The sequence below is a fragment of the Vescimonas sp. genome, from assembly GCF_057856985.1.
Genome location: NZ_DBLZXX010000002.1, coordinates 74,637 through 101,105 on the forward strand (window position 1 = coordinate 74,637; position 26,469 = coordinate 101,105).

Below are 26,469 nucleotides of genomic sequence, written 5' to 3' on the forward strand. Positions count from 1 at the left end.
CGCTGGATGTATTCTTTAACATTGCGGACGCTTTGGAAGTTGATCCCGCAGACCTTATCCGTGCATCTATGATCCCTGGCAAGATGCTGAAAGGTCGGAAATCCTAAACATGAAAAATAGAGGACAGAGGAATTTCCTCTGCCCTCTATTCCTCCCCATACCACACCGGCCTTGCGGCTGTCTCAAATCCGGTTCGGTGGGAGATCACCACGCCGTTCGTACCTGCGGCGCAATGCACCACCAGCAGGCGGCCCAGCCAGTCGCGGCCTGCGGCGATGCCGACGTGTTCATCCTCCGGATAGAACAGCAAGTCCCCCGGCTGTACTTTGTCCCACTCTATGTCCACGCAGTTGGCGTGCTGCTCCATGGCTCCGCCGCCCTGCCCGATCACATACGCGCCGCCGCTGGCGTTGTAGAATGCCCAGTCCACGAAGCCGGAACGTCTGATACGCAATATCCAGATGCCGGTTGCAGCTGTCTACTCTCAGATCGCCGGATAGTAGCTGTCCCGCATTTGGTGGTGCAGCACTTAGGGAAGATGTACGCCGCCAATCTTCCGCTGGGGGCTCTTCCGCCTTGTATTTTTCCGCGTTCCAGCTTTCCGATCGGCATTTTAGACTACATCTTTTTCATAATGTGCGCCACCAGCCGCAGGTTGTGCTCCACCAGCAGGTTCCGTGCCTCCATGTCTCCCTCGGCGCACCGCCGCAGGTACTCCCGCTCCTGGGCGGCAGTCAATGGCTTGGGGAAGGATCCCGTGCCGCCGGACAGGTGCAGCGACAGGAACAGGCTGTTGCACAGCAGCAGCAAAAATGCAGAGATCATACGCGCATACCTCCCTTTTCCATGAGCGTATGCCCCTGCGGCAAGTCCCTATGCCAACAGCGGCCGCCCCCCCTGAATGGAGAGCGGCCGCGCCGTCTGTTATTCGCTTTCCCGCTGGGGGTGATAAGTGCTGACTATGGCCGCCACCCGCTCCTCGATGTCGCCGCAGTTGGCCTCCGCCGCCTCCTTCAGCGCCGTGAGCCCGTCGAAAAACGTCTCGTACCGGAACGGCACCGGCTTTCCGATGTGGATGAGGTCGTTGGCCGTTTTCTCCAGTCCCTCCTCCGCCATCAGCTTCTCCTCGTACAGCTTCTCCCCCGGCCGCAGGCCGATGTATTCGATGCGGATGTCCTCGTCCGGCCGCAGGCCCGACAGGCGGATAAGGTTCCGCGCCAGCGTGTCGATCTTCACCGGCTCGCCCATGTCCAGCACGAAGATCTCGCCGCCCTTGGCGTAGACCCCCGCCTGCAGTACCAGGCTCACCGCCTCGGGAATGGTCATAAAGTACCGGATGATGTCGGGATGCGTCACCGTCACCGGCCCGCCGGTCTCGATCTGCCGCTTGAACAGCGGCACCACCGAGCCGTTGCTGCCCAGCACGTTGCCGAACCGCACCGCTACGAACCGTGTGCCTCCCTGCATGTCGCTGTGGGATTCCTCGCCCCGCCCCAGCTCCGGCAGCAGGCCGTACTCGCCGGTGCAGCTGACCCGATCCATGGCCTGCACCACCATCTCGCACAGCCGCTTGCTGGCGCCCATGATGTTGGTGGGGTTCACCGCCTTGTCCGTGCTGATGAGCACAAACCGCCGCGCCCCGTACTTCAGGGCCGCGAACGCCGTCTTATACGTGCCCAGCACATTATTTTTGATGGCCTCGTTGGGGCTGCCCTCCATCAGCGGCACGTGCTTGTGTGCCGCCGCGTGGAACACCACCTCCGGCCTGTACTCCTGAAACACCGCCTGAATACGCCTGCTGTCCCGCACGGAGCCGATGAGCACCGTCAGCTCCAGCGCCGGATACTTCCGCCGCAGCTCCTGCTGAATGGCGTAGGCGTTGTTCTCGTAGATGTCGAAGATCATAAGCCGCTTGGGGTCATGGGCCGCGATCTGACGGCACAGCTCGCTGCCGATGCTGCCGCCGCCGCCTGTCACCAGGATGGTCTTGCCCTGGATCTGGGCGAAGATCTCCCCCATCTCCACGGAGATGGGCGGCCGCCCCAGCAGGTCCTCCACCGCCACCGGCCGCAGCTTGTTCAAGGACACCTCGCCGTTGGCCAGCTGGTACAGCGCCGGCAGCGTCTTGAGCTGGCACCCCGTCTCGCTGCACAGCGTCAGCAGCCTGCCCCGCTCCTGCATGGACAGGGTGGGGATGGCGATGAGGATCTGGTCCACGCCGTAGCGCTCCGCCATCTCCGCAATGACCTCGCGGCCGCCTACCACCGGCACGCCGTCGATGGTGCGGCCCCACTTGTTGGGATCGTCGTCGATGATGCAGCGGGGCACGGCGTCCGCCGCCTCGCTGGTTTTCAGCTCCCGCAGCACCGCCTGTCCCGCGGCGCCCGCCCCGATGATCATGGCGTTGTGTACTGCCCTGGCGTTTTTCCGCCGGCTGGCGGACAGCAGCCGGATGAACCGGTAGGCGAACCGGATGGCCGTCACCATCAGGAACTGTCCCAGCGCGCCGATGACGTAGTAGGCCACCGGCATCCGGCACACAAAGGCGTTCATGCCCACCCAGTGGAACACGCAGGTGATAGCCGTGGCTCCCAGACTGCGGGCCAGCTCGTTGAAGCTGGCGAACCGCCACAGGCTGTTATACAGCCGCAGCAGGAAGAACACCGCCAGACACACGGCGGTGTACACCGGCGCGAACCGCAGGAACGCGGCCAGATACTCCGGCGGGATGGCGCTGTACCGCATGTCATAGCGCAGCCACAGCGCCAGAAAGTAGGCGGCATTCACCGCCAGCGCGTCGTACAGGAGCAAGCCCAGTGAGACGAATTCCCACCGCTCCATTCTCCTGTGAAGGTTCTTTTTCTCCTTCACATTGATTTCCCCCTTGCGGACAGCCGTGCTGCCCGTCCGATGATAGATGCCGCCAAACGGCATACATTGTTATTCTACACGGTTCCGCGCTTTCCCGCAAGTCCTTTCACCGAAATTTGGCGTTTTTGGGCGAACACGCTTTCCCCATTGCAGCCCTCCGCCGGATGTGCTACACTGGTGACAGAAATCATTTCCCATAAGGAGGAATCACCATGGAGACCGCACGTTCCCGTTTCCTGCGCTATGTCACCTATTACACCACCTCGGACGAGCACACCGGCGCATCCCCCTCCACGGAGCGGCAAAAGGATCTGGGCCGCGTCCTGCTGGCGGAGCTGGAGAGTCTGGGTCTTGCCGGTGCCCACATGGACGGCGCCGGCAACGTCATCGCCACCCTGCCCGCCGCGGCGGGCGTCACCGCACCGGTGCTGGCTCTCATCGCCCACATGGACACATCCCCCGACGCCTCCGGTGAGAATGTGAAGCCCCGCATCGTCCGGTATGAGGGCGGCGACCTGCCCCTGTCCGACGCCGTCTCCCTGACGGAGTCCCTGTGCCCGGGCCTGTCCGCCCACGCCGGCGAGGAGCTGATCGTCACCGATGGCACCACCCTGCTGGGCGCCGACGACAAGGCCGGCATCGCCGAGATCATGGCTGCCGTGGAGCTGCTGGAGGGCCGCCCCCACGGCGAGGTCCGCGTGGTATTCACCACCGACGAGGAGATCGGCTGCGGCGTGGACGGTCTGGACGTGGCGGAGCTGGCCTGCGACTACGGCTACACTGTGGACGGCGGCCCTCTGGGCGAGATCGAGTATGAAAACTTCAACGCCGCCTCCGGCGACGTCACCTTCCGCGGCGTAGGCGTCCACCCCGGCAGCGCCAAGGATGTGATGGTCAACGCCGCCACCGTGGCCATGGCCTTCCACGCCATGCTCCCCACGGACGAGGTGCCGGAAAAGACTGACGGCTATCAGGGCTTCTTCCACCTCCACGCCATGTCCGGCGACGTGACGGAGACCCAGCTCCACTACATCATCCGCGACCACGACCACGACCGCTTCGAGGCCCGCAAGGCCCTGTTCCACCGCTGCGCCGACGCCATCAACGCCCAGTACGGCCCGGGCACCGCCTCCGCCGTCACCACAGACAGCTACTATAATATGAAGGAAAAGATCCTCCCCCACATGGACCTGATCCATCGGGCAGAGGATGCCTTCCGCAAAAACGATGTGACGCCGCTGTGCGTCCCCATCCGCGGCGGCACCGACGGCGCGCGGCTGTCCTGGGACGGGCTGCCCTGCCCCAATCTTTCCACCGGCGGCTACAACTTCCACGGCGTGCGGGAGTGGATACCCGCCGCCAGTCTGGACGCCATGGCCGCCGTGCTGGCGGATCTGGTGTCCGGCTTCGCGCAGTAAATCGCGGCGTCTCGCCGCCCCTGTTTGGATAATTGGATAATGTGATAAAGGAGGTTTCCCCATGATCTCGATGGATATGCTCCACGACGCCCAGCAGGTGCTGGCCCCCGTCATCAGCCGCACCCCCATGGTGTCCACCAAGGGCATCGTCCCGGGCTGCGACTTCTACCTCAAGGCCGACTGCCTGCAAAAGACCGGCGCGTTCAAGCTCCGCGGCGCGTACTATAAAATTGCCACCCTCTCCGACGAGGAGAAGGCCCGCGGCGTCATCGCCTGCTCCGCCGGCAACCACGCTCAGGGCGTGGCCTACGCCGCCCGCGACATGGGCATCAGGGCCACCATCTGTATCCCCGAGGGTGCGCCCATCTCCAAGATCGAAGCCACCCGCAGCTACGGCGCCAACGTGGTGCTGGTGCCCGGGGTGTACGACGACGCCTACGCCGAAGCGGTGCGCCTGCGGGACGAGCAGGGTCTGACCTTCATCCACCCTTTCAACGACTACCGTATCATGGCAGGTCAGGGCACCCTCGGCCTCGAAATTTTAGAGCAGCTGCCGGACGTGGACGCGATCTTCGTGCCCATCGGCGGCGGCGGTCTCATCGGCGGCCTCGCCTACGCCGTGAAGCACCTGAAGCCCGCCTGCCGCGTCATCGGCGTCCAGGCCGCCGGCGCCCCCAGCATGGCGGAATCCCTGAAAAAAGGCGAGATCATCACGCTTTCCAGCGTGGACACCATCGCCGACGGCATCAAGGTCAAGACTCCCGGCGACCTGACCTTCGACATGTGCCGCCAGTACGTGGACGAGGTGGTGACGGTAACGGAGAGCGAGATCGCCAGCGCCATCCTGACGGTGCTGGAAAAGCAGAAGCTGGTGGCCGAGGGCGCGGGCGCGGTTGGCATCGCCGCCGCCATGTATCATAAGGCCAGCATCGAGGGCCAGACCGTCTGTGCCCTGCTGTCCGGCGGCAATGTGGACGTGACCATGCTGGAGCGCATCCTCACCCGCGGCCTTGCCAAGGAGGGCCGCACTGTGACGTTCTCCACCGTCCTGCCCGACCAGCCCCACGCGCTGGCGTCGTTCCTGGAGGTGGTATCCTCTCTGGGTGCCAACGTGCTGGACGTGAACCATGAGCGCCGCAACACCCGCGCCGCCATCGGCTCCTGCGTGGTGCAGCTGTCGCTGGAGACCCGCGACAAGGCCCATATCCAGGAAATTATTTCCAGCCTCCGCCGCGAGGGCTACGAGGTGGAGGAGCAGTCCTGACGCGAACGCGCCGTTTCCCCTTTCTGCAGAATACGGTTGGAAATAACAGCCGTTCCCATTTTGTAAAAGCACGGCAAAAGCCGTCCGCTCCACGATGGAGCGGACGGCTTTTTATTTCCGGTTTACTTCCGATTAATTTCCGGTTTTTCTTCCGGATCTGCTTCATGAGGAACTTCCTGATTTTCTCACCGCATCACCGGCACGGACCGCAGCTCCTGTCCCGGGCCGGTCTGGGCCGGATCGGGCCGGGACAGCACGTAGAGGTCGGTGCAGCGGCTCTCCACCGCCATCAGCGCCTGTGCTGCCGGCCCCAGCGCCGCCGCGTCCGCCGGCTTCGTCAGTACCGGCGCGCCGGCGTCCCGCATCCGCCGCAGCAGCTGTCGCCCCACGCCGTTGGCCGCCAGTACCCGCAGGTACGGCAGCTTCTCCGGCGGCTCCGGCAGGTCCAGCCACGCCGCCAGCACCATCCGCCGCAGCCGCGCCAGCGGATAGCGTTTGGTCCTGGCCGCCTCCAGCACATCCGCCAGCGTCACGCCGGTGTGGGCCGCCCGGTACATCCGGCGGTACAGCCCCTCGCCGCCGCCGTCCAGCCGCCGCCAGTCCTCCGGTTCCATGGTCCGCAGGCGGGCGAGAATGGCCCGCTCGCACAGCCGCGGGTCTGTCAGGCGTCCCGCCGCCCGCTGCCGCCGCAGGATATCCGCCGCCGCAGGGGGCATGTAGACCGCCGCCTGCTCCGTCTCCCCCGCTGCCAGCAGCTGCCGCAGGTACGATGCCGAGGCGAAGCCGCCGCAGGGCGCTTCGCCGTGCTGTGCGCCGGTGCGCCGCACCGTGCGGGCCGTCAGCGGGCTTTTCAGCCGCCGGATGGCGCGGAGATACTCCACTGCCAGCGTGTTGTTGGGGCTGGCCAGCAGCACCGCGTCCGCCGGTCCCAGCAGCGCTTCCACCGCCTGCTGGCGGCGGGCGGCAAAGGTGCGGCCGTCCTCCGGCACGGCAGCCAGCGCCGCCGTCAAGTCTTCGCTATCCAGACAGTCCGCGCACCGCGTCAGCGCCGCCATGTCGCCGCTCTCTGAGCCGAACAGCAGCTCCGTCACCACGCCGGTGCGCGTCAGGACCTCCACGCCGCCCCGGGCGAACCGCTCCGCCGTGGACATGGCCCACACGGTGGGCAGCTCCAGCACCAGATCCGCGCCGCAGGCCACGGCCATCTCGGCCCTGGCCAGTTTGTCCGCCGCAGCGAAACCGCCCCGCTGGGTGAAATTGCCGCTCATGGCGCAGACCACCGCCGAAGCGCCCGCCGCCCGGGCCCGGGCCATCAGCCAGGCATGGCCGGTGTGGAGGGGATCGTATTCACAAATGATGCCTGTCACGGACATAGTTGTCCTCCTTGGTGCGATCTTGTATGGAATTGTGGAACATTTTTCTGCGCGGTCGGGGTACGCTGAAAACCGCAGCTGTGTATCACGCGAGACTTAGAACGGCGCATTTCGTCGTACAACGAATCGCTTGCGGAACCTTTTTGTACCGCGGCTGCAATCAGACAAAAGGAAATCCAAAAACCGTTGGTTTTTGGCGGCGTTTTTGCATCCTTTTGCCGCCGAGGGTAAAAGGATGTCGCGCCGGAGCGCGAAATATTCCCGCCGGAGGCAAACATGCAGGACGCGGGTGCAGCCCGCAATCGAAGGACAAAAAACGGGCCGTCGGGACGCCAGCCCCTGCGTGGTGCGCGACCGAAGCCGCGAGAAACGACCCGCGCCCGAGGCGCGGAATACCTCTTTTCCATCTTACCACAAAAGCACAAACGATTGCAACGCAAGGTCAGCTTTTCCCGCCGCGGGTCATTGTATTTAGACAGGCGGCGAGTAAGTGCGCCCTTACCGGCTGCTTGCTATCAGCTTTCGTGTGTGTTATACTGGGCAACGATTTGACAAATCGGAATTTGAGGAGGTAATATTGTATGTGGTTAATATTTGCATTACTGTCTGCAATATTTGCAGCACTTACCTCTATACTGGCAAAGGTCGGCATAGATGGAGTCAACTCAAATCTTGCAACAGCTATCAGAACTGTTGTTGTGGTAGCAATGGCTTGGGGAATGGTATTTCTCACAAATGCACAGAGTGGAATTGCTGAAATCAGCAAAAAGAGTTGGATTTTTCTTATATTATCCGGGCTTGCAACGGGTGCTTCGTGGCTTTGCTATTACAAGGCATTGCAAGTGGGCGAAGCTTCAAAAGTAGTTCCGATTGATAAATTAAGTGTTGTTATTACATTAATTTTGGCATTTATCTTCTTACATGAAGAATTTACTGCAAAATCCCTGATTGGATGTATGCTGATTACAGCAGGAACATTGATAATGGTTTTATAAATCTCAGTTTGTCGATCTGATTTCCCCGTCCCGTTTGCCCTTTCGCCTCAATTTCCTTTGATCCGGAAAATACCCTTGACAAATCTCATCTCAATATAAACTAATGTAATTTTCAGGAGGACACCAACATGCGCATCGGACTGCTGTACGCCATGAAGGGCGAGATCGAAAGTATGCTGACGGAGGAGACGCCGCTGCTTCAGGAAAAGGCGGGGGTATCGTTCTACCGTATCCGCGAGGACATCATCGCCTGCTGCGGCGGCGTGGGCAAGGTCAACGCCGCCATGGCCACCCAGCTGTTCATCGACCTGTACCACCCCGACCTCATGATGAACGTCGGCGTGGCGGGCAGCTTCGAGGACCTGCCCATCGGCACGCTGGTGCTGCCGGACCGCTTCATGCAGCACGATATGGATACCTCCGGCATCGGCGACCCCGTAGGGCTGATCTCTACGGTGAACCGCATGGACTTTCCCACCGCGCGGCAGGACGAGGCCCGCGCCGCGCTGGACGGCATGGGCATCGCCTACCGCGTGGGCAGCGTGGCCACCGGCGACTGGTTCGCCACGGAGTGCGACCGCGCCCGCTGGATCGCCGACACGTTCCGGCCCCTGCTCATCGAGATGGAGGGCTGCGCCGCAGCTCAGGTGTGCTGGCGCAACGATGTAGAATTTCTGGCGCTGAAATCCGTGTCCGACTGCGTGCTGGCACACCACGACTTCTACTTTAACTTCCCGCAGGCCATGCGGGATCTGAATAAGACCGCTCTGCCCCTGGCGGAGCGTCTGCTGGAGGGCTGAAGCATGGAACGTATCGCAAGCTTTACCGTGGATCACAATGTGCTGGTGCCCGGGCTGTACCTGAGCCGCCGCGACGGGAACGTGGTGACGTTCGACCTGCGGTTCAAGAAGCCCAACACCGGCGACCTGCTGACCAACGCGGAGATGCACTCCGTGGAGCACGTCATCGCCACGCTGCTGCGGAACTCTCCCCGGAAGGACGCGGTGGTGTACTTCGGGCCTATGGGCTGCCAGACAGGCTTCTACTTCCTGTTCGACGGGGCGCAGCTCCCGGAAGCGGAGGCGGTGGCGCTGGTGCAGCAGGTGTTCGCCCGGGGCGCGGCCTATAACGGTGAGATGCCCGGCAAATCGGCGGCGGAGTGCGGCAACTACCGAAATCTGGACGTGGCGCTGGCCCGGGACTGCTGCCGGTACTACGCAGAGGTCATCGCGGACTGGAACGTGGAAAAGCTGGTCTATCCCACCGGAAAATAAGGATTTTTTTCAGAAACAGCGGGTATTTCTGTTGACAAACGGAATATCCGCTGTTATACTTGATGAGCCGCTTTGAATGGGTTTCAAGTTTCGGCGCGTCCGGACGCCCCCGACAGCGAGTCCGTAATGAAGGAAAGGCAGGTGCAACAAGTAATGCAGGCTATTATCGTGACTGGCGGTAAGCAGTACAATGTCAGCGAGGGTGACACTCTGTTCATCGAGAAGCTGGACGTCAACGCTGGTGATTCCGTGGTTTTCGATCAGGTTCTGGCCATCGTGGATGGTGAGAACACCAAGTTCGGCACTCCCGTGGTGGAGGGCGCGAAGGTGGACACCACTGTCGTCAAGAACGGCAAGGGCAAGAAGATCCGTATCTTCAAGTACACCCCCAAGAAGGGCTATCGCAAACGGCAGGGCCATCGTCAGCCGTACACCAAGGTCGAGATCGGCAAGATCACGTTCTAAGGCAGGATGACCACCGTTACATTCCTCACAGAGGAATCGCGCATCATTGGTTTTGATGCCAAGGGACACAGCGGTTACGCGGCTGAGGGCGAGGATATCGTCTGCGCCGCCGTGACCAGCGCCGTGCGGCTGGTGGAAGCCACCGTCAACGACGTGATGGGACTGTGTGCCGCGGTGAAAGTCAACGAGAGGGACGCCTCCATCTCCCTGCGGCTGCCCGGCGGGCTGGCGCAGACGGCGGAGAGCACGTGTCAGAACCTGCTCACCGGTCTGATGGTCTATCTGGCCCAGCTCCACGACGAGTATCCGGATCATATCGAAGTCATGGAGGCGTAACGTCTCCTGTTCCCGCGAAAGTATCTTACAGAAAGGATGGTACTGAATTATGCTGAACATTTCTCTGCAGTTCTTCGCCCATAAAAAAGGTATGGGCTCCACCAAGAACGGCCGTGATTCCGAGTCCAAGCGTCTTGGCCCCAAGCGCGCTGACGGGCAGTTCGTGCTGGCCGGCAACATTCTGGTGCGCCAGCGCGGTACCCATATCCACCCCGGCACCAACGTGGGCAAGGGCACTGACGACACCCTGTTCGCCAAGGCTGACGGCGTTGTCCGCTTTGAGCGTCTGGGCAAGGACCGCAAGCAGGTCTCCGTCTACCCCGCTGAGTAAACACGCAGCAAAGGCTCCCGCCTTCGGCGGGAGCTTTTTTGTTGACGCGGCGGCTGTTTTCCGGTAGAATAGGGTAGAATACAGGTATTTTCAAACACTGTGAGGTAAGCACCATGGCAACTGGTTTTATTGATAAGGCGCGGATCACCGTGCGGGCCGGCAACGGCGGCAACGGCGCGGTGGCGTTCCATCGTGAGAAGTACATCGCGGCAGGCGGCCCCGACGGCGGCGACGGCGGCGACGGCGGCTCCATCATCCTGGTGGTGGACGATAACATGTCCACGCTGATGGACTTCCGCTACAAGCGGAAATACGTGGCCGCCAACGGCGTGGACGGCCAGGGCGGCCGCAAGTCCGGCAAGGCCGGCGAGAGCCTGACCATCCGCGTGCCCCGGGGCACGCTGGTGCGGGACGCCGAGAGCGGTGAGATCATCAAGGACATGTCCGACGACCAGCCCTTCGTGCTGTGCAAGGGCGGGCGCGGCGGCTGGGGCAACCAGCACTTCGCCACCCCCACCCGTCAGGTGCCCCGCTTCGCCAAGGCGGGTCTGCCCGGAGAGAGCCACGACGTGGTGCTGGAGCTGAAGCTGCTGGCAGACGTGGGACTGGTGGGCTTCCCCAACGTGGGCAAGAGTACGCTCCTCAGCGTGGTCAGCAAGGCCCACCCCAAGATCGCCAACTACCACTTCACCACCCTGTACCCCAATCTGGGCGTGGTGTACGTGGACGAGGGCGTCAGCTTTGTGATGGCGGACATCCCCGGCATCATCGAGGGCGCCAGCGAGGGCGCCGGTCTGGGCCACGACTTCCTGCGGCACATTGACCGCTGCCGTCTGCTGGTGCATCTGGTGGACGTGTCCGGCAGCGAGGGCCGCGACCCCATCGCCGACTTCGACGCCATCAACGCCGAGCTGCGGGAGTACAGCCCCGAGCTGGCCACCCGTCCCCAGATCGCCGTGGCCAATAAGACGGACCTGCTGGCGGACACGGAGCAGCTGGACGCCTTCCGCGCCCATGTGGAGGGACTGGGCTACGAATTCTTCGCCATGTCCGCCGCCACCCATCAGGGCACGCGGGAGCTGGTGCAGCGCATCGGCCAGCGGCTCAGCGAGCTGCCGCCGGTAACGGTGTACGAGCCGGAGTACGTTCCCAAGCCGCCGGTCATCGACACCTCCGAGCCGCTGCACATCGAGCGGGAGGACAACACGTGGCTGGTGGAGGGTCCGTGGCTCCAGCGGCTCATGGGCAACATCAACTTCTCCGACTACGAGAGCCGGCTGTACTTCGACAAGATGCTGCGCCAGAGCGGGCTGTTCGACACGCTGGAGGACATGGGCATTCAGGACGGCGACATCGTCAGCATGTACGATCTGGAGTTCGAGTACCAGCGGTAAAACGACATGGAAAAGGGAGGGCTGCGGCGCAGTCCTCCCTTTTTGTATCAATGCATGACGGGATCGTCGGTGCGTCCCACCAGATAGTCGATGCTGACGCGGAAGTAATCCGCGATGCGGATAAGCTCCGCAATGCCCGGCTCCCGCTCACCGCTCTCGTAACGGCTGATGGTGTTTTGCGACATATCCAGATCCAGCGCCATCTTCAATTGTGTGATGCGGCGGGCCTTCCGCAGCTCCCGTATCCTCATGGCATCTCCCCCTCTTGACTTATTATCCCAAAATGGTATAATCTAAATATCCCAATTTGGTATATAGAGAGGAGAACACACATGAAAAAGCTATGTATCCTACTGGTCGCACTGCTGGTATCCTTCAATCTCACTGCCTGTGGCAGCAGTCCCTCTGGCGGCACATCCGATGGCGATGCAGCCCACGGCACCACCGTAGGAAATACAGACAAGTCCCAGCAATTCGGTGAAGGGACTCTGGACAAATATGCCGTTAAGTTCACGGACGCGGTTCTGGCAACAGACTACGAGGGCCACGATGCTATCGTCATCAGCTACGACTACACAAATAACGATGAGGATGCCGCCTCCGCTATGGTTGCACTTTACATCAAGGCGTTTCAGGATGGCGTGGAACTTGAACATGCTTACGGTATCCAGGGTGTAGAGTACAATTCTGACAATGAGATGAAAGACTTGAAAACCGGTGCGACATTGAACTGTCAGACCGCCTTTGTCCTCACCAGCGCCTCCCCTGTAGAGGTGGAGGCCACTGCCGCATTCAGCTTTTCCAGCGACAAGGTGACCTACACCTACCAGATCACGGAATAATAGGGCGCATGTGATGAAAACATGGAAACTGGTATCCGGCATCATTTCAATGGTGCTTTCCCTCATTATTATTGTCCAGTCCTGCGCCATGGGCGTATTGGAGGCCATGGGCGCAAGCGGAAATGACAGCGGTTCTGGGATCATTGTCGCCATCCTTCTGATTGCCGGCGGCATCGTATCCGTGGTCACCCGACAAGGTGGCAGGGGTGGCAATATTGCCATTATCTGCATCTACGGTACAGCCGCCGTTATCGGCTCTACCGCCAATCTCTACGCTGATCTGGTCGTGTGGGCCGTCTGGTGCTGTATCTGTGCGCTGCTGGCAGTCGTTTCCCTTATTAAAAGCAAAGAGGAATAACGCAAAAAAGAGACGGCAGAGCCGTCTCTTTTTGCGTGATGGGCGCGGGCTGTGTCCGCGGCCTGTTCAGAACACCTGAGGACGGCGATGGAGCTGCTGGTCGGCGGCGGCCTCCTTCAGCTGGGGCAGGGAGTGGACGCTCCCCTGCTGCCGGAGGGCCGTCTGCATCTCCGCTGGCAGGGCGTAAAAATACTCGTAGGCGGCGGGGTCGTTGTTCAGCAGATCCGTCAGCGTTTCATAAAGCATAAAAAAACACCTCCGCGCTCATTGTGCGCAGAGGTGCGTGGGGTTATGCGGTCAGACCAGCTTTTCGAAATAGTAATACGTATCATCCTCGCCGTTGGGGCGCATGCAGGACGACAACATCCGGCGGGACGCCTCGTTCTCCTTAAAGCACTTGGCCACCACCCGCTGCAATCCCAGATGGTACAGCGCCCAGTCCGCCGCGGCGGCGAAGGCCTCGGTGCCATAGCCGTGACCGGCGTATTCCGGCGCGATGCGGCAGCCCTGCTCGAAGCCGCCGCGGAAGTCGGGGCGGTACAGCACCACCTCGCCGATGAGCTTGCCCTTCAGGCGCACAGCGAAGTTCACGGCGCGGCGGGCGGCGAAGTCCGCCTTGGCCGCGTCCAGAAAATAGTCCTCCGTCAGGGGCTTGTCCCCCAGACCGGTGCGGTAGTCGTAGCCCCACCAGCGGTTGCGGTCGTCGTCCAGGCACAGGGCGTTGTAGGCATCCCTATCCGAAGGGCGCAGGGCCGTCAGGGTCAGGCGCTCCGTTTTCAGGGAGGGCACCCGCTTCAGGATATCCAGCTCCGTGCCCACCTGAAGCCGCACCTTGCCGCCCAGCGCCGCCGGCAGGTACTGGAGCTTGGAGGTGCGCAGCCCCTTGTCCCTGGCATCGTCCTCCCGATTGATCCAGTCGCAGCCGTCGCCGTAGCAGGCGGCAAAGGCCTGTACGATGGCGGGATACGCGCCTGCGTGGGAGTACAGTGCCTTCTCGATGTGGTTCACCAGCGTACCGCCGCACTTCTCCGCCAGGCTGACGGCCACCAGACGGCCCTCCGCCAGCATGCCGCCGGCGCAGAACCAGCCGGTGTCCAGCAGGGAGAACATCTCCTGAGCCAGGGTCAGCTCCTGCTTGGCCAGAGGGCCGGTCTTGTGGAACTCCGCCTCGTAGTCGGCCCAGAACGCCGTCAGGCGGGGGTCGTTGGGATCGGTGAGCACCACAAACGCCGCATCGGGATAGTCGCGGCGGAACTTATTGATGTGGTTGCGCTGGCCGCTGTACCGCCGTCCGGCGAACTGGGCCAGATCTTCGGTGTGGTAGAGGTAGTCCTTCCATGGCCGCTCGCTGATGACGGTGACGCGGGGGTAGCGCAGCACCAGCTGGGATGCCTTGTCCTCCGGCACCACGGACAGCACCAGCGGCAGCTCCTTGTCGCCGCAGTACTGTTCGATGGCAGCGAGAGCCGCGCCGGCGTCGCCCTCCGGTCCCAGAATGGGGTAGTCGAACACGTACTGCCCCTCGATGCAGTTGCGGATGATAAGGCAGCCCGCCGCCTCTGTGAACCAGGGGTGCAGGTAGTCCCGCCACATCAGCTTCACGCCCAGTGAGTACTCGCACAGGCGGTAATCACACGTTTCGTAATACGGGCGCAGTCGAGCGCCCTCCTTCACGGTCAGTTCCTGAAATTCCAGCATAAAATCCTCACAAGTGTTACGTTTTCCCGATCATTTCCCGCGCTTCGTCCATGAACCGCCGGACCATGGGGCGCAGCTCCCTGCGGGGACGGGAGGCCATGCCCAGCTCGCGGACGGCCCGCGGGGCCAGCGGCAGGGCCTGTACGCCGCCCTGACGCCCTTGCAGCACCAGGCGCGACAGCATACTGACGCCCAGACCGTGCTCTACCATGGAGAGGATGACGCTGTCCGACACCTGGGTAGTGCGGATCAGCGGCGTGACGCCGTGGCGATTCAGCACCCGCATGATGTCCAGTGTAAAGCCCATGGAGGGCATCAGAAACTCCTTGCCGGTGAACTCCTCCACCGGAAATGCGCTGCGGCCGCCGTTGTCGTAGTCCGGCGGCAGGATGGCCAGCAGTTCATCGTCCTGCATGGGTATCCAGTCCAGCGCCACGCTTTCCTGACGGCTGGCGAAGCACAGGTCCACGCGGCCCTCCTGTACCCAGCGGTAGACCTCCTGTACGCTGCCCATCTGGATGTCCACGCCGATGCCGGGCTGGTTCCGGCGAAACTGCTGGATCACCTCCGGCAGCCAGTGGCGGGCGATGGAGTCGTAGGCCGCCACGCGGACGCTCTCCTCCTGATGGGTGTTGATGAGCAGGATCTCGCGCTCCAGCGCCTCCGCCCCCGCCAAACACTCCTGCACCAGCGGGAAGATACGCTGGCCCGCGGGGGTCAGGCGCACACCGCTGCGGCTGCGCACCAGCACGGGGAAGCCCACATCCTTTTCCAGACTGTTCATCATGTGGGTCAGGCCGGACTGGGTGTAGCCCAGCTCCTCCGCCGCGCGGGTGAAGCTGCCCAGCCGCACTGCCGCCGCCAAGGCCGCCAGCTTTTTCGTGTCCATAGCTCTGCCTCCCATCATGACGAATTATCATAGTGACATAATGCCCCATTATGATAGCACTTTTGCCGCGCCATGGCAACCCTGTTATCCTGTCCGGCTCCATGGGTTTTATGTATCCATGACATTCTCTAATGGAAATATGAGATTTTGTCGCTTTACAAAAAAAGTCTTACCGTGTATCATATCCACAGTGATTCATAACATGAATTGCTTTTCCTTTCTATCCTCAAATCGTCAGGAAGCCGCACGATGGTGCGGCTTTCGGCGCGTCTGGGATATTTTTGCAGCAAACAGGCGTCTGTGCCATGCACAGACGCCTGTTTCTGTCACATTTTACTCCGTGGGCAGCAGCGGGCGGCTGACGGGCTGGGTGCCCAGCAGCATCTGGTAGTCGCCGTTGAGCAAAATCTGTACCTGCTCCACGCCCTCCAGCGAGCACAGGGAGTTCACCAGGCCCTCCAGCATTATGCGCTGCTTCTGGCTGTCCTCCGGCAGCAGGGACACCACGCTGCCCGGCAGGTTCAGATAGCAGGTGCCGTCCTCCACGCTGGCGGCCAGAGCGGTGAAGCCCTTGGGCAGCAGGCGCTCCAGCCCTGCATAGATGTCCATGGGCCGCTCTGTCAGGGCCTTCACCACCGCCTCCGACGGGGTCTCGCCCTCGTACACCGTAAGCCGCCGTTCCTCCGCCGTCAGGTTGCCCAACTCATCGGGGAAGTACAGCGTTACCTCTACAGTGCGCACGATGTCCTCGGGGCTGGTGAGCAATATCTGCGCCGAGGTGTAGACCTCCTCATGGTTGGCAGGCGACACGTCCATCACCGTGATGCGCACGGCGTAGATGCCGGTGAGCTGCAGCAGTGACAGGGTGATGCAGTAGTCGGCGATGGTGCGGTCGATGCCGGTGAGATGGTCGTATTCGCTGCTGAGATCCACCGACACCGTGCCGCCGGTGACGGTACAGCTGCGCAGGGCGGTGCCGTCCGGCACGGGGCTGGTGAAGCCCGACGCCTTGCACGCTCCCAGCAGCTGTTCCATGATGTACTGAGCCTGCTGCTGGCGGCCCAGCTGATCGCCGCCGATCTGCTGCCAGTCCACCTGCACGCTGGCGATGGCGTCGCCGCCGCCGGTGCTGCGGCTTTTGGTGCTGAGCTCCGCCGGATAATAAAGACGCAGCTGGCCGGCAGAGTTGGTGCTGCCGCAGGCGGCGAGACTCAGCAGCAGCGCCGCGGTCAGCAGCGCCGCCAGGAAATGTCTCATCCCTCTCATGCTTCCTCCTCTCGCTGCGCCAGCGGCAGACGGACGGTAAACGTCGTACCCACGCCATCCGGCCCGTGGCCGGCGGAGATGGCGCCGCCGCGTCCCTCGATGGTATCCTTCACGATGGACAGGCCCAGACCGGTTCCGCCCACCTCTCTGGAACGCATCTTGTCCACGCGGTAGAAACGGTCGAAGATGTGGGGCAGGTCCTCATCGGGGATGCCGATGCCGTTGTCAGTAACGGTGATGACCACCTGTCCGTCCTGCACAGACGCCTCCACCCGCACGAAGCCGCTTTCCGGGGCGGAGTACTTGATGGCGTTCTCCATCAGGTTGTAGAGGATCTGGTGTACGTCGTCATCGGTGGCCAGAGCCACCGCGTCCTCCGATACTGCGCCGGAAATGACCACGCCCTTCTCGGCGGCCACCATGCCCAGCATCCGCTCCACCCGCTGCAGCACCGGCCCCACCGCCACGGGGTAGGCCGACGGCACCACGCCGCCGTCCAGCCGCGTCAGGCGCAGCAGGTTCTCGGTGATGCGGCTGAGCCGCTCCGCCTCCCGGCCGATGTCGGTAACGAACTCCTTTGTGGTCTCAGGGTCCATGTTGTCGGTCTGCAAAATGGAATCCGTCAGCAGGCGGATGCCCGCCAGCGGCGTTTTCAGCTCATGGCTGGCATCGGACACGAACCGGCGGCGGGCGTTCTCCGTGGTCTGCAGCCGGTCGGTGAGGCTGTTGAACTCCGCCGCGATCTGGGCGATCTCGTCGGTGCCGCTGGCATCGGCGCGGTGGCTGTACGCGCCCTCTCGAACGTTGCGGATGGCCTGCAGAAGGCCGCTGATCTGCCGCGTCAGCATGCGGGAGAGCATGATGCTCAGGCCCGTCACCAGCAGTGCGATCATCACGGAGATGGTCAGCAGGTTGCTGCGGAAGCTTTGCAGCAGCGCCGCCTGCTCCGTGTCGTAGTCGTAGGCGTACACCGCGCCCACCGTCTGGCTGTGGTACACCACCGGCGTGGCCATACGGCTGAGGAACGCCTCGCCGTCATAGCGGCAGTAGAAGGTGTCGCTGCCCTTCAGAGCCGAGGCGATCACGGAGTACAGGGCGTACTCCCCCACGGCATCGTTGCCCTGGCGGGTGTCGTACACCACAAGGCCGGCGCTGTCTGTGACCATGATGCGGGTGGCGCCCGCCTCGTTCAGGCCCGAAAGGGCCGCGCTGACGTTCTCCTCCGTCAACTGCTCCAGACCCATCAGCGCCGACTCGATGACCTTGGCGGTGCTTCTCAGGTTGGCCTGGGTAGAGGACACCATCAGGTTCTGGGACACCAGCAGCGGGTAGGAGTTCAGCAGGATCAGCACCGCCGCGATCACCAGAATATAGCTCAGGCTGAACTTGAACTGCAGCGTCGCTCTGCTCCGCAGCCTCCGGCCCAGCGCCGAGATCTTGCTCCGCACCGTCTCAGACGGTGGGCTGACTTTCTCCCTTGAAATAGTAACCCACTCCCCACTTGGTCATGATATGCACCGGCCTGGCAGGGTCCGGCTCCAGCTTCTCCCGCAGGCGGCGGATGTGGACATCCACCGTCCGGTAATCTCCGGCGTAGGAGTAGCCCCACACCAGATCCATCAGGCTCTCGCGGCTGTACACCCGCCGCGGGTTCTTCATCAGCAGCTCGATAAGGTCGTACTCCTTGGCGGTCAGGTCGATGGTCTTTCCATCGCGGATGGCCACCCGTTCCTCCGTGTCCAGGCTCAGGTCCCCCACCGTCAGAAGCGGTGCGCGCTGGGGTGCCTGAGCGGCGGGACCTCCGGCGCGGCGCAGCAGGGCGCGGATGCGGGCCTTCAGCTCCAGAATATTGAAGGGCTTGGTCACATAGTCGTCGGCGCCGCAGGCAAAGCCCATCAGCTTGTCGCTGTCCTCGCTGCGGGCCGTCAGCATGATGATGGGCACGTCCGAAAACTCCCGTATCTGCATGCAGGCTTCGCTGCCGGACAGGCCGGGCATCATCACGTCCATGACGATGAGGTCGAAATTCTCCTTCTTCGCCAGCTCCACTGCGGCGGCGCCGTCGTAGGCCGCCGTCACCTCGTAGCCCTCGTTCTCCAGATTGAATTTTACGCCCTTCACCAGCAGCTTTTCATCGTCCACGACCAATATTTTCATTCCTTTGTCTCCTTTACCGTGATAAACTCCCGCAGACCGTCCAGTGTGGCCTGCCCGATACCGTCCACCTCCAGCAGCTCCTCCACCGAGGTGAACGGTCCCTGCTCCGTGCGGCGGTCGATGATGCGCTGGGCCAGCACCGGTCCGATGCCGGGCAGCGCGTCCAGCTCCGATGCCGAAGCCGTGTTGATATTCACCCTGTTCTCCTCCGTCTCCTCCGACGGCGTCAGGGCCTCCACCGTATACTGCGACGCGGCGGCGCGGGGCGTCAGCAGGCGCACGGACACTGCCGTCACCAGAAACAGCGCCGTCAGCGCCAGCAGAAAGGTCTCTGTTTTTGACAGTTTTATCCGTCCGCCCACAGTTGACTCCCCCCACGTTTTCGCGTATAATGAATGCCGTACATTCCGGCGGGCACAGCCTGTCCGCCTTACACATTGCTATTATAACATAGATGGAGAAAAAATCCTATGAAAATCCGCCGCTTTTTATCCGTTTTTTTCGTGACCTGTCTGCTGTGTACCCTGCTGACCCCGCAGGCGCTGGCGCTGGAGGACCCCGACATCCGCGCCAAGGCCGCCATTCTGGTAGATGCCGACAGCGGCACCGTCCTGTACGATAAGAACATCCACCAGGAGCTGCCCATGGCCAGCATCACCAAGGTCATGAGCGCTCTGCTGGTGCTGGAGGCCGTGGACCGCGGCCAGCTGCGGATGGACCAGGGCATCACCGCCACCGAGTCCGCCATGAAGGGCATGGTGGAGGACGGCAGCACCGCCGACATCAAGGTGGGCGAGACGCTGACGGTGGAGCAGCTGCTGTACTGTATGCTGGTGATCTCCGCCAACGAGACGTGCAACATCCTGGGCGAGGCTGTGGCCGGCTCCGTGGACGCCTTCGTGGAGCAGATGAACCAGCGGGCGCAGGAGCTGGGCTGCCAGAACACCCATTTTGCCAACACCACCGGTCTGACCCAGTCCGGCCACTACTCCTCCGCGTGGGATATCTATCTCATCACCCGGGAGGCCATGAAGCACGACGATTTCATGACCATCGTCAACACCAAGGCCTACACTGTCCCCGCCACCAACATGACCGACACGGAGCGGGAGCTCCACAGCACCAACGCCCTGATCTCCAACTGGCGCATGACCGGCTATCTCTACTCCGGCGCACAGGGCATCAAGACCGGCACCACCGATGCGGCGGGACACTGTCTGGTGTCCTCCGCCGCCCGCGGCAGCCGCACGCTGGTCAGCGTGGTGCTGGGCTGTGAGGAGGTCAAGACCGAGACCGGCGGCACCCGCGTGGAGAGCTTCACCGAGACGGCCCGCCTGTTCGACTGGGGCTTCGACAACTTCTCCGCCCGCACGGTGCTGGAGTCCAACGAGCTGATCTGCGAGGTGCCGGTGGCCCTGAGCAACGAGGTGTCCACCGTAGCGGTACACCCCGCCAGCAACGCTGAGGCGGTGCTTCCCAACGATCTGGAGCTGGATCAGCTGCAGCGCACTGTGACGCTGGACAACGACAGCGTCAACGCCCCCGTGGCCGCCGGCGATCAGCTGGGCACCATCACCATCAGCTATGACGGTGTGGACTACGTCACCGTTCCCCTGCTGGCCGTGGCTGATGTGTCTGCCAGCAGCTTCCTGCTGGCCAAGTACAACATCGGCCAGTTCTTCTCCCGCACCCCCGTGAAGATCATCACCATCGTGGTGGTGCTGCTGATCATCGCCGTGCTGGTCTGGTTCCGGCTGTACGGCCGCACCCGCCGCTACGGCCGGTCCGGCAGGCGCTACCGCCACCATGCCTATCGCGGACGCCGCCGCTGAGCCATGGAGGACGTACATATCCTGTATGAGGACCGGTATCTGGTCCTGTGCGTCAAGCCCGTGGGCGTGCTGTCGGAGGACAGCGAGACAGGGGCCTGTATGCCCGCGCTGCTGCGGCAGCACTATCAGGCGCTGGGCCAGCCGGACTATATCGCCACCGTCCACCGGCTGGACAAGGTGGTGGGCGGCGTCATGCTGTTCTCCCGCCGCCGCGAGGTGACCGGCAAGCTCACCGCCGCCGTGGCGGAGCGCCGCATCACCAAGGAATATCTGGCGGTGCTGCGGGGTCATCCCCAGGAGAACGCCGCCACGCTGACGGACCTGCTGTTCCGCGACGCGTCCAGGAACAAGAGCTACGTGGTGAAGCGGATGCGCAAGGGCGTCCGCGAGGCATCGCTGGAGTACGTGACGCTGGGCCGCACAGAGGAGCTGACGCTGGTGCAGGTGCGGCTGCACACCGGACGCACCCACCAGATCCGCGTGCAGTTCGCCTCCCGCGGTCTGCCGCTGCTGGGCGACATCCGCTACGGCAGCAAGGCCGAGTGTACCACGGCCCTGTGGTCCCACCGCATGGCGTTCACCCATCCCGTCACCGGCAAGCCGGTGGATGTCAGCTGTCCCCCGCCCCGGCGCTGGCCGTGGACGCTGTTTCCCGGAACCGAATAAAATTCCCAAAAGCGTATAAAAAAGATGACCGCCGGTGCGGTCATCTTTTTTATACGTCTTTACGCGCCCTGCTGAACGGCCTGCTCCAGCGCCTGAGTCAGGGCCGTGGCCAACTGGTCGGGACAGGAGCTGGGCTTGCCGCCGCACCGGATGCCGCGCATACGGTCGATGGCGTCCTGTGCCTTCATGCCGATCACCAGATGGCTGATGCCCTGAAGATTGCCGTTGCAGCCGCCCTCGATGCGGACATCGCGGATCACGCCGTCCTCCAGTGCTACGGTCATGCGCCGGGAACAGACGCCCTTGGGGGTATAGGTATACGTTGTCATGATAAAAACTCCTTTTTCACGCCTCCACCGGCGGCAGGATGACCACATCCAGCCTGCGGCGCAGGGCATATTCGATGGTACGGCGGGTGCCGCCGGACTGTCCGTCGTGGACTGCGATGAGCATGGCCGCGTGGTCCACCATGTAGCGGTTGCGCCGCTGCATGCAGCCCGCGTCGTAGTGATCCTGCACTACCGTCTCGTAGTCGCAGCGGTCCACCAGATCGTGCCAGCGGCGCTGCTCGTCCTCCGGCCAGCCCTCCGGCTGGCTGGGGCACGGGATGGCGGCCTCCACCGTGATGTCGCGGTACTTCTCCCGCAGCTGCAGCACCGCCTCACAGGCGTACAGGTCCACGCCCCGGGCCATGCCGCAGATGAAGTGGCGGTAGCCCTCCGCGCAGGCGCTCTCCGCCGCGTCGTACAGCCGCTTCTTCAGCACCGCGCACCTCGGGTCGGACTCGTCGCCGCCCCAGGGCAGCTTCTCCGGCCGATAGCCGGAAAAGCACACGGACATCTGTCTCGGGCCCACGGCCGTCACCTACCTTTCGTATTGTATCCAAAACCGGCCCTTTTGTAAAGGGTCATTCGTCCTTGTTCCAGCCCACCTTGCCGCCGCGGCCGAAGGCGATGGCGTCCCGCCCGTACTTGCCGCGGATGGTGTCCATGGCGCTCTCCAGCTGCTCCTGCCGCTGGTCCCGCAGGGGCGCGTCGCCCGCCAGCAGGTCCAGCTGCTGGTAGGAATCGGCGCTGTCCGTAATATACAGTGCGGTGACGGACAGCAGCCGCACCGGCGTGGGCGTCTTCCAGATCCGGCGGGTCAGTTCCTGCGCCGCTTCGAAGATGTCCCGCATCAGATGGGTGGGGGCGCCGAGCCGCATCTGGCGGCTGACGGTGCGGAACTGGGCGTCCTTCACCGCCACGGCCACGCCGCCGCAGTACAGCCCCTCCTTCCGCAATCGGCCCGCCACGCTGTCGCTGAGGAGCTGGAGCCCGCTGCGGATCTCCTCCCAGCGGGTCAGATTCTCGGGAAACGTAGAGCTGTTGCCCACAGACTTCACCGGCTCCCGCTGATGCTGCGGGCGCACCGGCGCATCGTCCAGCCCGTTGGCGTAGCGGTAGAGCTGGACGCCCATCTTGCCCATGAGCTGCTCCAGCATCTCCGGCTTGCAGGCGGCCAGCTGGCCGATGGTCTCCACGCCGTACTGCCCCAATGTGCGCTGGGCGGCGCGGCCCACGAACAGCAGGTCCCCCACCGGCAGGGGCCACACGATGTCCCGCCAGTTCTCCCGCGAAATAACGGTGGTGGCGTCGGGCTTTTTGTAGTCGCTGCCCAGCTTGGCGAACACCTTGTTGAAGGACACGCCCACGGAGATGGTGAGCCCCACCTCCTGCCGCAGGCGGGCGCGGATGTCATCCGCCAGCTGTCTGGCGTCACCGCCGAACAGGTGCAGGCTGCCAGTGACGTCCAGCCAGCTCTCATCGATGCCGAAGGGCTCCACCAGGTCGGTATACTGCCCGTAGATGGTGTTGATACGGCGGGAGTACTGGGCGTACAGTCCGTGGTGGGGCGGCAGCAGGATCAGGTTCGGACACTTCTGCTTGGCCTGCCACACCGTCTCCGCCGTCTGGACGCCCCTGCGCTTGGCGGGCTCGTTCTTGGCCAGGATGATGCCGTGGCGGGAGGCGGGATCGCCGCAGACGGCCACCGGCACCTCCCGCAGTGCCGGCTTGTCCAGCAGCTCCACCGAGGCGAAAAAGCAGTTGAGATCGCAGTGGAAAATGACTCGATCCGCCATATCCTCGCCCCCTTCGAATGGAATGTTTGTTCTATTATAACACAGGCTGCGGCGTTTGAAAAGGGGCTTCGGCATTTTATTTTTTTGCCCCGCAAATGTACGGAAAAGAGCGCGTCCCCGCGGGAACGCGCTCTTTTTTCATGTTGCTTGTGTTTTATCCCCACCAGCTGGTGTGAACATCGTCATCATCCTCGTCGTCATCGGAACCGCCGAAGAAGCCGTCCCAATCATCATCGCCGCCGCTGGTGCCGCCGTAGAGGAGCATGAAGTCGTCCTCGGCCTCCAGATCCTCGTAGCCTGGCAGGCGCTGGCGTTCGTAGTTCAGGATGGAGCCGCTGGCCATGGTGGTCTCGCCGTTTTCATCCACGAAGGCCACGGTATAATCGGGACTGGTGTGCAGGTTGCAGCTTGCGGAGGGCGCGTTGTCCGCCGCCACCAGCGCCGAGTAGACGCGGCTGCCGCGGCAGTCCAGGGCGCAGTCCTCGGTGGCCAGCAGGCCGCTGTCGGCGCAGACGGACACGTAGGTCAGGCCGGAGCAGCTGAAGAAGTCCTTGTCCTCCAGCCCCTCGTGGACGCGGCTCATCACCTTCTGCCACATGGAGGCCGCGGGGTTGCCGCTGGCCACGATGCGCTGGTTGTGGACGTAGCCCACCCACACGGCGCAGCTGTAATACGGGGTGTAGCCCACGAAATAGCGGTCCTGATCGTTGTTGGTGGTACCGGTCTTACCGGCCACGTGCATACCGCTGATCCGGCCCTCATAGCCGGTACCGCCGTTGACTACCTCCTGCAGGAGGCTGTTCATCAGCGCGGCAGTGGTGTCTTTCATGGCCACGGAGGACTCGGCCTCGTTCTCCAGCACCACGTTGCCGTCGGGATCCTCCACGCGGATGAAGGTGCGGGGCGCGGTGTAGACGCCCTGGTTAGCGAAAGCGCCGAAGGCGGCGGCCATCTCCTCAGTGGTGACGCCGCGGTCCAGACCGCCCAGACCCATGTTGCCCACCTGCTGGGAATCCTGATACGTCAGGGTGGTGAAGCCCAGCTTGCTGGTCATGAAGTCATAGGACCGGCCGGTGCCGTACTCCTGCACCACGCGGACGGCGCAGGTGTTGGTGGATCGTGCGATGGCGGTGTGCAGCGGGGTCAGGCCCATGTAGCGGCCGTTGGAATTCTTGGGGTAAGCGGAGCCGTTGAGCACCATCACCGGATAGTCGTCGATGGCGCTGGCGCCGTTGATGGTGCCGTCATCCAGGGCGGGGGCGTAGACGGACACGGGCTTGATGGCAGAACCGCACTGCCGTGCGCTGGTGGCCCAGTTCCAGCCGCGGTCCACCTGCTTGACGCCGGCGCCGCCCACCATGGCCACCACGTAGCCGGTGTAGGGGTCTACGATGGTCATGCCCACCTGCAGCTGCTCCGTCTTCGTCTCACCGTAGGAATCGGTGTACGTGGTGGTGTAGGGCAGGTTGGACGTATCGGAGCAGACCTCCTCCGCGATCTTCTGGTAGGTGGGGTTCTGGGTGGTGTAGATCTTGTAGCCCTTGCCGTAGACCATGTTGACGCCCTGCTCAAAGGCGGTGGTCACCTTGCCGTTGGCATCGGTGATGTCGGTAAGGCCGTACTTCTCCACCAGAGCGGAGGCCACGTCGTCGATGACCGCGTCGGTGAAGTAGGACTGGCTGGCGGTGGCGGTGGACTCCTGGGTATCCTCCTGGGTATCGCCGCCGGCGGTGTCGCCGGTGGTGTCGCCGGTGGTGTCGCCGGTGGTGTTCTTCTTGCTCTCATCGCTGCCCACATAGTTGCCCTGAATGGTGTAGCCGTCGGCAAACACCACCTCCTCGGCCTTGGCGGCCTCGTAGGTGGTCTGGTCGATGGTACCCTGCTCATACAGGGCGCCCAGCACCAGCAGCTGGCGCTCGCGGTTGTTCTCACGGCTCCAGTCCGCCCGCAGGGGATCGTACAGCGAGGGGTTGTTGGTGATGGAGATCAGACTGGCGCACTCCGCCAGCGTCAGCTCCGACACGTCCTTATCGAAGTAGGTCAGAGACGCCGTCACCACGCCGTAGCAGCTGCGGCCGAAGTACACCTCGTTGAGGTACGCCTCCAAAATTTCGTCCTTTTCGTAGCGCTTCTCCAGATCCAGAGCGCGGTAGATCTCCGTGACCTTGCGCTTCACGGTGTTCTGGTTGTCGCCGGTGACGTTCTTCACCAGCTGCTGGGTGATGGTGGAGCCACCCTGGACATTTCCGCCGAACAGGGTGCTGAGGATGGCGCGGGCGGTGCCGTACCAGTCCACGCCGTGGTGCTTGTAAAAGCGCTTGTCCTCAATGGCCACCACAGCCTCCTGCAGGTTCTTGGGGATCTGGTCCAGGTTGGCCCAGATGCGGTTCTCGGAATCCAGAAACAGTGTCTGGTACATGGTCCATTCCTCAGTGGATGGCTCCTGATAATACAGCTCCGTGGATACCTTCGACTCAAACTCGTCCAGATAGACCTCGACGTTCCCGCGCATGCTGCTGTTGATGTAGGCGCTGAAAATACCGGCAAAAATGGCCATGGTCAGCACCATCACCAGCAGGATCGTGCCGATGACGCGGCCGGCGGTGTGCCAGCCGCGGCGGCGGGGAGCACGCTCCTGTCCGTTATTGTCTATCTCTCGGGCGCTCTGCGTCCGGTCCGTGCGGCCGGCAGCCTGTCTGCGTCTGCGTTCATCCATTACAGGGCACCTTCCTTTCTCTGTTGGTTTTACTGGTGGGCGGAATGCCGGACTTTCCCACGAAAGCCCTATAAAAACCCACTATACGGATTATTTTACCATGCCTGTCAACTCCCGAAAACCTGCTATTTCCGTAAAAATCGCCCGTTTGGAAGGGCTGAATCCCTTTATTTTCCCCGTTTCCGGTGGTTTTCAGTCCCCA

At 62.8% G+C, this 26,469-nt stretch carries 29 protein-coding genes; 13 read left to right on the forward strand and 16 right to left on the reverse strand.

Going from position 1 to position 26,469, the window contains the following annotated elements:
* Window positions 1-145: 145 nt before the first annotated feature.
* From ACZM22_RS03295 to ACZM22_RS03305, 3 genes are all read right to left on the reverse strand, one after another.
* Window positions 146-454, reverse strand: a complete 309-nt coding sequence (locus ACZM22_RS03295) for a hypothetical protein (protein WP_489543099.1) — start codon at window positions 452-454, stop codon at window positions 146-148.
* 164 nt (window positions 455-618) lie between these two features.
* Window positions 619-825 (reverse strand): sporulation sigma factor SigK, encoded by a 207-nt coding sequence (locus ACZM22_RS03300; protein WP_489543100.1) that lies wholly within the window; start codon window positions 823-825, stop codon window positions 619-621.
* A 99-nt stretch (window positions 826-924) separates the two neighbouring features.
* The gene (locus ACZM22_RS03305; RefSeq protein WP_489543101.1) at window positions 925-2,841 is read right to left on the reverse strand and encodes a polysaccharide biosynthesis protein; all 1,917 of its coding nucleotides are present in this window, start codon (window positions 2,839-2,841) and stop codon (window positions 925-927) included.
* A 242-nt stretch (window positions 2,842-3,083) separates the two neighbouring features.
* Here ACZM22_RS03305 and pepT point away from each other — a divergent pair, with 242 nt between their 5' ends.
* Both pepT and ilvA read left to right on the forward strand, forming a co-directional pair.
* A complete protein-coding gene (gene pepT, locus ACZM22_RS03310; RefSeq protein WP_489543102.1) occupies window positions 3,084-4,289 on the forward strand; it encodes a peptidase T in 1,206 nt (401 codons plus the stop codon).
* 61 nt (window positions 4,290-4,350) lie between these two features.
* Window positions 4,351-5,553 (forward strand): threonine ammonia-lyase, encoded by a 1,203-nt coding sequence (gene ilvA / locus ACZM22_RS03315; RefSeq protein ID WP_483267994.1) that lies wholly within the window; start codon window positions 4,351-4,353, stop codon window positions 5,551-5,553.
* A gap of 185 nt (window positions 5,554-5,738) precedes the next feature.
* Here the strand turns inward: ilvA and ACZM22_RS03320 are convergent, their stop codons facing one another.
* The gene (locus tag ACZM22_RS03320; RefSeq protein ID WP_489543103.1) at window positions 5,739-6,926 is read right to left on the reverse strand and encodes a tRNA(Met) cytidine acetate ligase; all 1,188 of its coding nucleotides are present in this window, start codon (window positions 6,924-6,926) and stop codon (window positions 5,739-5,741) included.
* Window positions 6,927-7,507: 581 nt separating this feature from the next.
* On the opposite strand from ACZM22_RS03320, the gene ACZM22_RS03325 reads away from it, so the two are divergent.
* The 7 genes from ACZM22_RS03325 to obgE all read left to right on the forward strand — a co-directional run bounded on the left by ACZM22_RS03325 (window position 7,508) and on the right by obgE (window position 11,721).
* Window positions 7,508-7,921 (forward strand): EamA family transporter, encoded by a 414-nt coding sequence (locus ACZM22_RS03325; protein WP_112115342.1) that lies wholly within the window; start codon window positions 7,508-7,510, stop codon window positions 7,919-7,921.
* A gap of 128 nt (window positions 7,922-8,049) precedes the next feature.
* A complete protein-coding gene (locus ACZM22_RS03330) occupies window positions 8,050-8,721 on the forward strand; it encodes a 5'-methylthioadenosine/S-adenosylhomocysteine nucleosidase (protein ID WP_489543104.1) in 672 nt (223 codons plus the stop codon).
* 3 nt (window positions 8,722-8,724) lie between these two features.
* Window positions 8,725-9,195 carry an S-ribosylhomocysteine lyase gene (locus ACZM22_RS03335; RefSeq protein ID WP_489543105.1) on the forward strand — a complete coding sequence of 157 codons (471 nt, stop codon included), beginning with the start codon at window positions 8,725-8,727 and terminating at the stop codon, window positions 9,193-9,195.
* Between the two features lie 153 nt (window positions 9,196-9,348).
* Window positions 9,349-9,660 (forward strand): 50S ribosomal protein L21, encoded by a 312-nt coding sequence (rplU, locus tag ACZM22_RS03340; protein ID WP_489543106.1) that lies wholly within the window; start codon window positions 9,349-9,351, stop codon window positions 9,658-9,660.
* 6 nt (window positions 9,661-9,666) lie between these two features.
* Complete coding sequence (locus ACZM22_RS03345; protein WP_417306519.1) at window positions 9,667-9,996, forward strand: ribosomal-processing cysteine protease Prp; 330 nt, start codon at window positions 9,667-9,669, stop codon at window positions 9,994-9,996.
* A gap of 49 nt (window positions 9,997-10,045) precedes the next feature.
* Window positions 10,046-10,327 (forward strand): 50S ribosomal protein L27, encoded by a 282-nt coding sequence (rpmA, locus tag ACZM22_RS03350; RefSeq protein ID WP_321044255.1) that lies wholly within the window; start codon window positions 10,046-10,048, stop codon window positions 10,325-10,327.
* Window positions 10,328-10,440: 113 nt separating this feature from the next.
* Window positions 10,441-11,721, forward strand: a complete 1,281-nt coding sequence (gene obgE / locus ACZM22_RS03355) for a GTPase ObgE (RefSeq protein WP_483268000.1) — start codon at window positions 10,441-10,443, stop codon at window positions 11,719-11,721.
* A gap of 47 nt (window positions 11,722-11,768) precedes the next feature.
* Here obgE and ACZM22_RS03360 read toward each other — a convergent pair whose 3' ends face one another.
* Window positions 11,769-11,972, reverse strand: coding sequence for a helix-turn-helix domain-containing protein (locus tag ACZM22_RS03360; RefSeq protein WP_489543107.1), 204 nt, complete (start codon window positions 11,970-11,972; stop codon window positions 11,769-11,771).
* 81 nt (window positions 11,973-12,053) lie between these two features.
* On the opposite strand from ACZM22_RS03360, the gene ACZM22_RS03365 reads away from it, so the two are divergent.
* Together ACZM22_RS03365 and ACZM22_RS03370 are read left to right on the forward strand one after the other, a co-directional pair.
* Window positions 12,054-12,563, forward strand: coding sequence for a DUF5067 domain-containing protein (locus tag ACZM22_RS03365; RefSeq protein ID WP_489543108.1), 510 nt, complete (start codon window positions 12,054-12,056; stop codon window positions 12,561-12,563).
* A 13-nt stretch (window positions 12,564-12,576) separates the two neighbouring features.
* Window positions 12,577-12,921, forward strand: a complete 345-nt coding sequence (locus tag ACZM22_RS03370) for a hypothetical protein (RefSeq protein WP_489543109.1) — start codon at window positions 12,577-12,579, stop codon at window positions 12,919-12,921.
* A 66-nt stretch (window positions 12,922-12,987) separates the two neighbouring features.
* On the opposite strand, the gene ACZM22_RS03375 is transcribed toward ACZM22_RS03370, so the two are convergent.
* The 7 genes from ACZM22_RS03375 to ACZM22_RS03405 all read right to left on the reverse strand — a co-directional run bounded on the left by ACZM22_RS03375 (window position 12,988) and on the right by ACZM22_RS03405 (window position 19,293).
* Window positions 12,988-13,167 carry a hypothetical protein gene (locus ACZM22_RS03375; RefSeq protein ID WP_489543110.1) on the reverse strand — a complete coding sequence of 60 codons (180 nt, stop codon included), beginning with the start codon at window positions 13,165-13,167 and terminating at the stop codon, window positions 12,988-12,990.
* Between the two features lie 51 nt (window positions 13,168-13,218).
* On the reverse strand, window positions 13,219-14,619 hold the full coding sequence (locus ACZM22_RS03380; protein ID WP_489543111.1) for a GNAT family N-acetyltransferase: 1,401 nt from the start codon (window positions 14,617-14,619) through the stop codon (window positions 13,219-13,221).
* Window positions 14,620-14,635: 16 nt separating this feature from the next.
* Window positions 14,636-15,508, reverse strand: a complete 873-nt coding sequence (locus ACZM22_RS03385; RefSeq protein ID WP_489543112.1) for a LysR family transcriptional regulator — start codon at window positions 15,506-15,508, stop codon at window positions 14,636-14,638.
* Window positions 15,509-15,841: 333 nt separating this feature from the next.
* Window positions 15,842-16,765, reverse strand: coding sequence for a GerMN domain-containing protein (locus ACZM22_RS03390; protein WP_489543113.1), 924 nt, complete (start codon window positions 16,763-16,765; stop codon window positions 15,842-15,844).
* A gap of 5 nt (window positions 16,766-16,770) precedes the next feature.
* A complete protein-coding gene (locus ACZM22_RS03395) occupies window positions 16,771-18,222 on the reverse strand; it encodes a sensor histidine kinase (RefSeq protein ID WP_489543114.1) in 1,452 nt (483 codons plus the stop codon).
* 4 nt (window positions 18,223-18,226) lie between these two features.
* Window positions 18,227-18,931: a response regulator transcription factor gene (locus ACZM22_RS03400; protein ID WP_489543115.1), complete on the reverse strand. Its 705-nt coding sequence runs from the start codon at window positions 18,929-18,931 to the stop codon at window positions 18,227-18,229.
* A complete protein-coding gene (locus tag ACZM22_RS03405; protein ID WP_484437561.1) occupies window positions 18,928-19,293 on the reverse strand; it encodes a ComEA family DNA-binding protein in 366 nt (121 codons plus the stop codon). The genes ACZM22_RS03400 and ACZM22_RS03405 overlap by 4 nt, the downstream gene beginning before the upstream one ends.
* Before the next feature lie 108 nt (window positions 19,294-19,401).
* Between ACZM22_RS03405 and ACZM22_RS03410 the strand changes: the two genes are divergently transcribed.
* Together ACZM22_RS03410 and ACZM22_RS03415 are read left to right on the forward strand one after the other, a co-directional pair.
* Window positions 19,402-20,763 carry a D-alanyl-D-alanine carboxypeptidase family protein gene (locus tag ACZM22_RS03410; RefSeq protein ID WP_489543116.1) on the forward strand — a complete coding sequence of 454 codons (1,362 nt, stop codon included), beginning with the start codon at window positions 19,402-19,404 and terminating at the stop codon, window positions 20,761-20,763.
* A gap of 3 nt (window positions 20,764-20,766) precedes the next feature.
* Window positions 20,767-21,429, forward strand: a complete 663-nt coding sequence (locus ACZM22_RS03415) for an RluA family pseudouridine synthase (RefSeq protein WP_489543117.1) — start codon at window positions 20,767-20,769, stop codon at window positions 21,427-21,429.
* A 59-nt stretch (window positions 21,430-21,488) separates the two neighbouring features.
* On the opposite strand, the gene ACZM22_RS03420 is transcribed toward ACZM22_RS03415, so the two are convergent.
* The 4 genes from ACZM22_RS03420 to ACZM22_RS03435 all read right to left on the reverse strand — a co-directional run bounded on the left by ACZM22_RS03420 (window position 21,489) and on the right by ACZM22_RS03435 (window position 26,267).
* Window positions 21,489-21,758 (reverse strand): TIGR03905 family TSCPD domain-containing protein, encoded by a 270-nt coding sequence (locus ACZM22_RS03420; protein WP_489543118.1) that lies wholly within the window; start codon window positions 21,756-21,758, stop codon window positions 21,489-21,491.
* 16 nt (window positions 21,759-21,774) lie between these two features.
* The gene (locus ACZM22_RS03425; RefSeq protein WP_489543119.1) at window positions 21,775-22,284 is read right to left on the reverse strand and encodes an SLOG family protein; all 510 of its coding nucleotides are present in this window, start codon (window positions 22,282-22,284) and stop codon (window positions 21,775-21,777) included.
* A 52-nt stretch (window positions 22,285-22,336) separates the two neighbouring features.
* Window positions 22,337-23,551: a DNA polymerase IV gene (dinB, locus tag ACZM22_RS03430; protein ID WP_489543120.1), complete on the reverse strand. Its 1,215-nt coding sequence runs from the start codon at window positions 23,549-23,551 to the stop codon at window positions 22,337-22,339.
* Between the two features lie 154 nt (window positions 23,552-23,705).
* Entirely contained in the window at window positions 23,706-26,267 is a 2,562-nt protein-coding gene (locus tag ACZM22_RS03435; RefSeq protein ID WP_489543121.1) for a transglycosylase domain-containing protein, read from the reverse strand.
* Window positions 26,268-26,469 lie beyond the last annotated feature (202 nt).

Excerpts from the sequence above, each read along its gene's own strand:
- ACZM22_RS03300 (WP_489543100.1), bottom strand. The coding sequence starts at position 825 with ATGATCTCTGCATTTTTGCTGCTGCTGTGCAACAGCCTGTTCCTGTCG.
- ACZM22_RS03305 (WP_489543101.1), bottom strand. The coding sequence starts at position 2,841 with ATGGAGCGGTGGGAATTCGTCTCACTGGGCTTGCTCCTGTACGACGCG.
- pepT (WP_489543102.1), top strand. The coding sequence starts at position 3,084 with ATGGAGACCGCACGTTCCCGTTTCCTGCGCTATGTCACCTATTACACC.
- ilvA (WP_483267994.1), top strand. The coding sequence starts at position 4,351 with ATGATCTCGATGGATATGCTCCACGACGCCCAGCAGGTGCTGGCCCCC.
- ACZM22_RS03320 (WP_489543103.1), bottom strand. The coding sequence starts at position 6,926 with ATGTCCGTGACAGGCATCATTTGTGAATACGATCCCCTCCACACCGGC.
- ACZM22_RS03325 (WP_112115342.1), top strand. The coding sequence starts at position 7,508 with ATGTGGTTAATATTTGCATTACTGTCTGCAATATTTGCAGCACTTACC.
- ACZM22_RS03330 (WP_489543104.1), top strand. The coding sequence starts at position 8,050 with ATGCGCATCGGACTGCTGTACGCCATGAAGGGCGAGATCGAAAGTATG.
- ACZM22_RS03335 (WP_489543105.1), top strand. The coding sequence starts at position 8,725 with ATGGAACGTATCGCAAGCTTTACCGTGGATCACAATGTGCTGGTGCCC.
- rplU (WP_489543106.1), top strand. The coding sequence starts at position 9,349 with ATGCAGGCTATTATCGTGACTGGCGGTAAGCAGTACAATGTCAGCGAG.
- ACZM22_RS03345 (WP_417306519.1), top strand. The coding sequence starts at position 9,667 with ATGACCACCGTTACATTCCTCACAGAGGAATCGCGCATCATTGGTTTT.
- rpmA (WP_321044255.1), top strand. The coding sequence starts at position 10,046 with ATGCTGAACATTTCTCTGCAGTTCTTCGCCCATAAAAAAGGTATGGGC.
- obgE (WP_483268000.1), top strand. The coding sequence starts at position 10,441 with ATGGCAACTGGTTTTATTGATAAGGCGCGGATCACCGTGCGGGCCGGC.
- ACZM22_RS03360 (WP_489543107.1), bottom strand. The coding sequence starts at position 11,972 with ATGAGGATACGGGAGCTGCGGAAGGCCCGCCGCATCACACAATTGAAG.
- ACZM22_RS03365 (WP_489543108.1), top strand. The coding sequence starts at position 12,054 with ATGAAAAAGCTATGTATCCTACTGGTCGCACTGCTGGTATCCTTCAAT.
- ACZM22_RS03370 (WP_489543109.1), top strand. The coding sequence starts at position 12,577 with ATGAAAACATGGAAACTGGTATCCGGCATCATTTCAATGGTGCTTTCC.
- ACZM22_RS03375 (WP_489543110.1), bottom strand. The coding sequence starts at position 13,167 with ATGCTTTATGAAACGCTGACGGATCTGCTGAACAACGACCCCGCCGCC.
- ACZM22_RS03380 (WP_489543111.1), bottom strand. The coding sequence starts at position 14,619 with ATGCTGGAATTTCAGGAACTGACCGTGAAGGAGGGCGCTCGACTGCGC.
- ACZM22_RS03385 (WP_489543112.1), bottom strand. The coding sequence starts at position 15,508 with ATGGACACGAAAAAGCTGGCGGCCTTGGCGGCGGCAGTGCGGCTGGGC.
- ACZM22_RS03390 (WP_489543113.1), bottom strand. The coding sequence starts at position 16,765 with ATGAGACATTTCCTGGCGGCGCTGCTGACCGCGGCGCTGCTGCTGAGT.
- ACZM22_RS03400 (WP_489543115.1), bottom strand. The coding sequence starts at position 18,931 with ATGAAAATATTGGTCGTGGACGATGAAAAGCTGCTGGTGAAGGGCGTA.
- ACZM22_RS03410 (WP_489543116.1), top strand. The coding sequence starts at position 19,402 with ATGAAAATCCGCCGCTTTTTATCCGTTTTTTTCGTGACCTGTCTGCTG.
- ACZM22_RS03415 (WP_489543117.1), top strand. The coding sequence starts at position 20,767 with ATGGAGGACGTACATATCCTGTATGAGGACCGGTATCTGGTCCTGTGC.
- ACZM22_RS03420 (WP_489543118.1), bottom strand. The coding sequence starts at position 21,758 with ATGACAACGTATACCTATACCCCCAAGGGCGTCTGTTCCCGGCGCATG.
- dinB (WP_489543120.1), bottom strand. The coding sequence starts at position 23,551 with ATGGCGGATCGAGTCATTTTCCACTGCGATCTCAACTGCTTTTTCGCC.
- ACZM22_RS03435 (WP_489543121.1), bottom strand. The coding sequence starts at position 26,267 with ATGGATGAACGCAGACGCAGACAGGCTGCCGGCCGCACGGACCGGACG.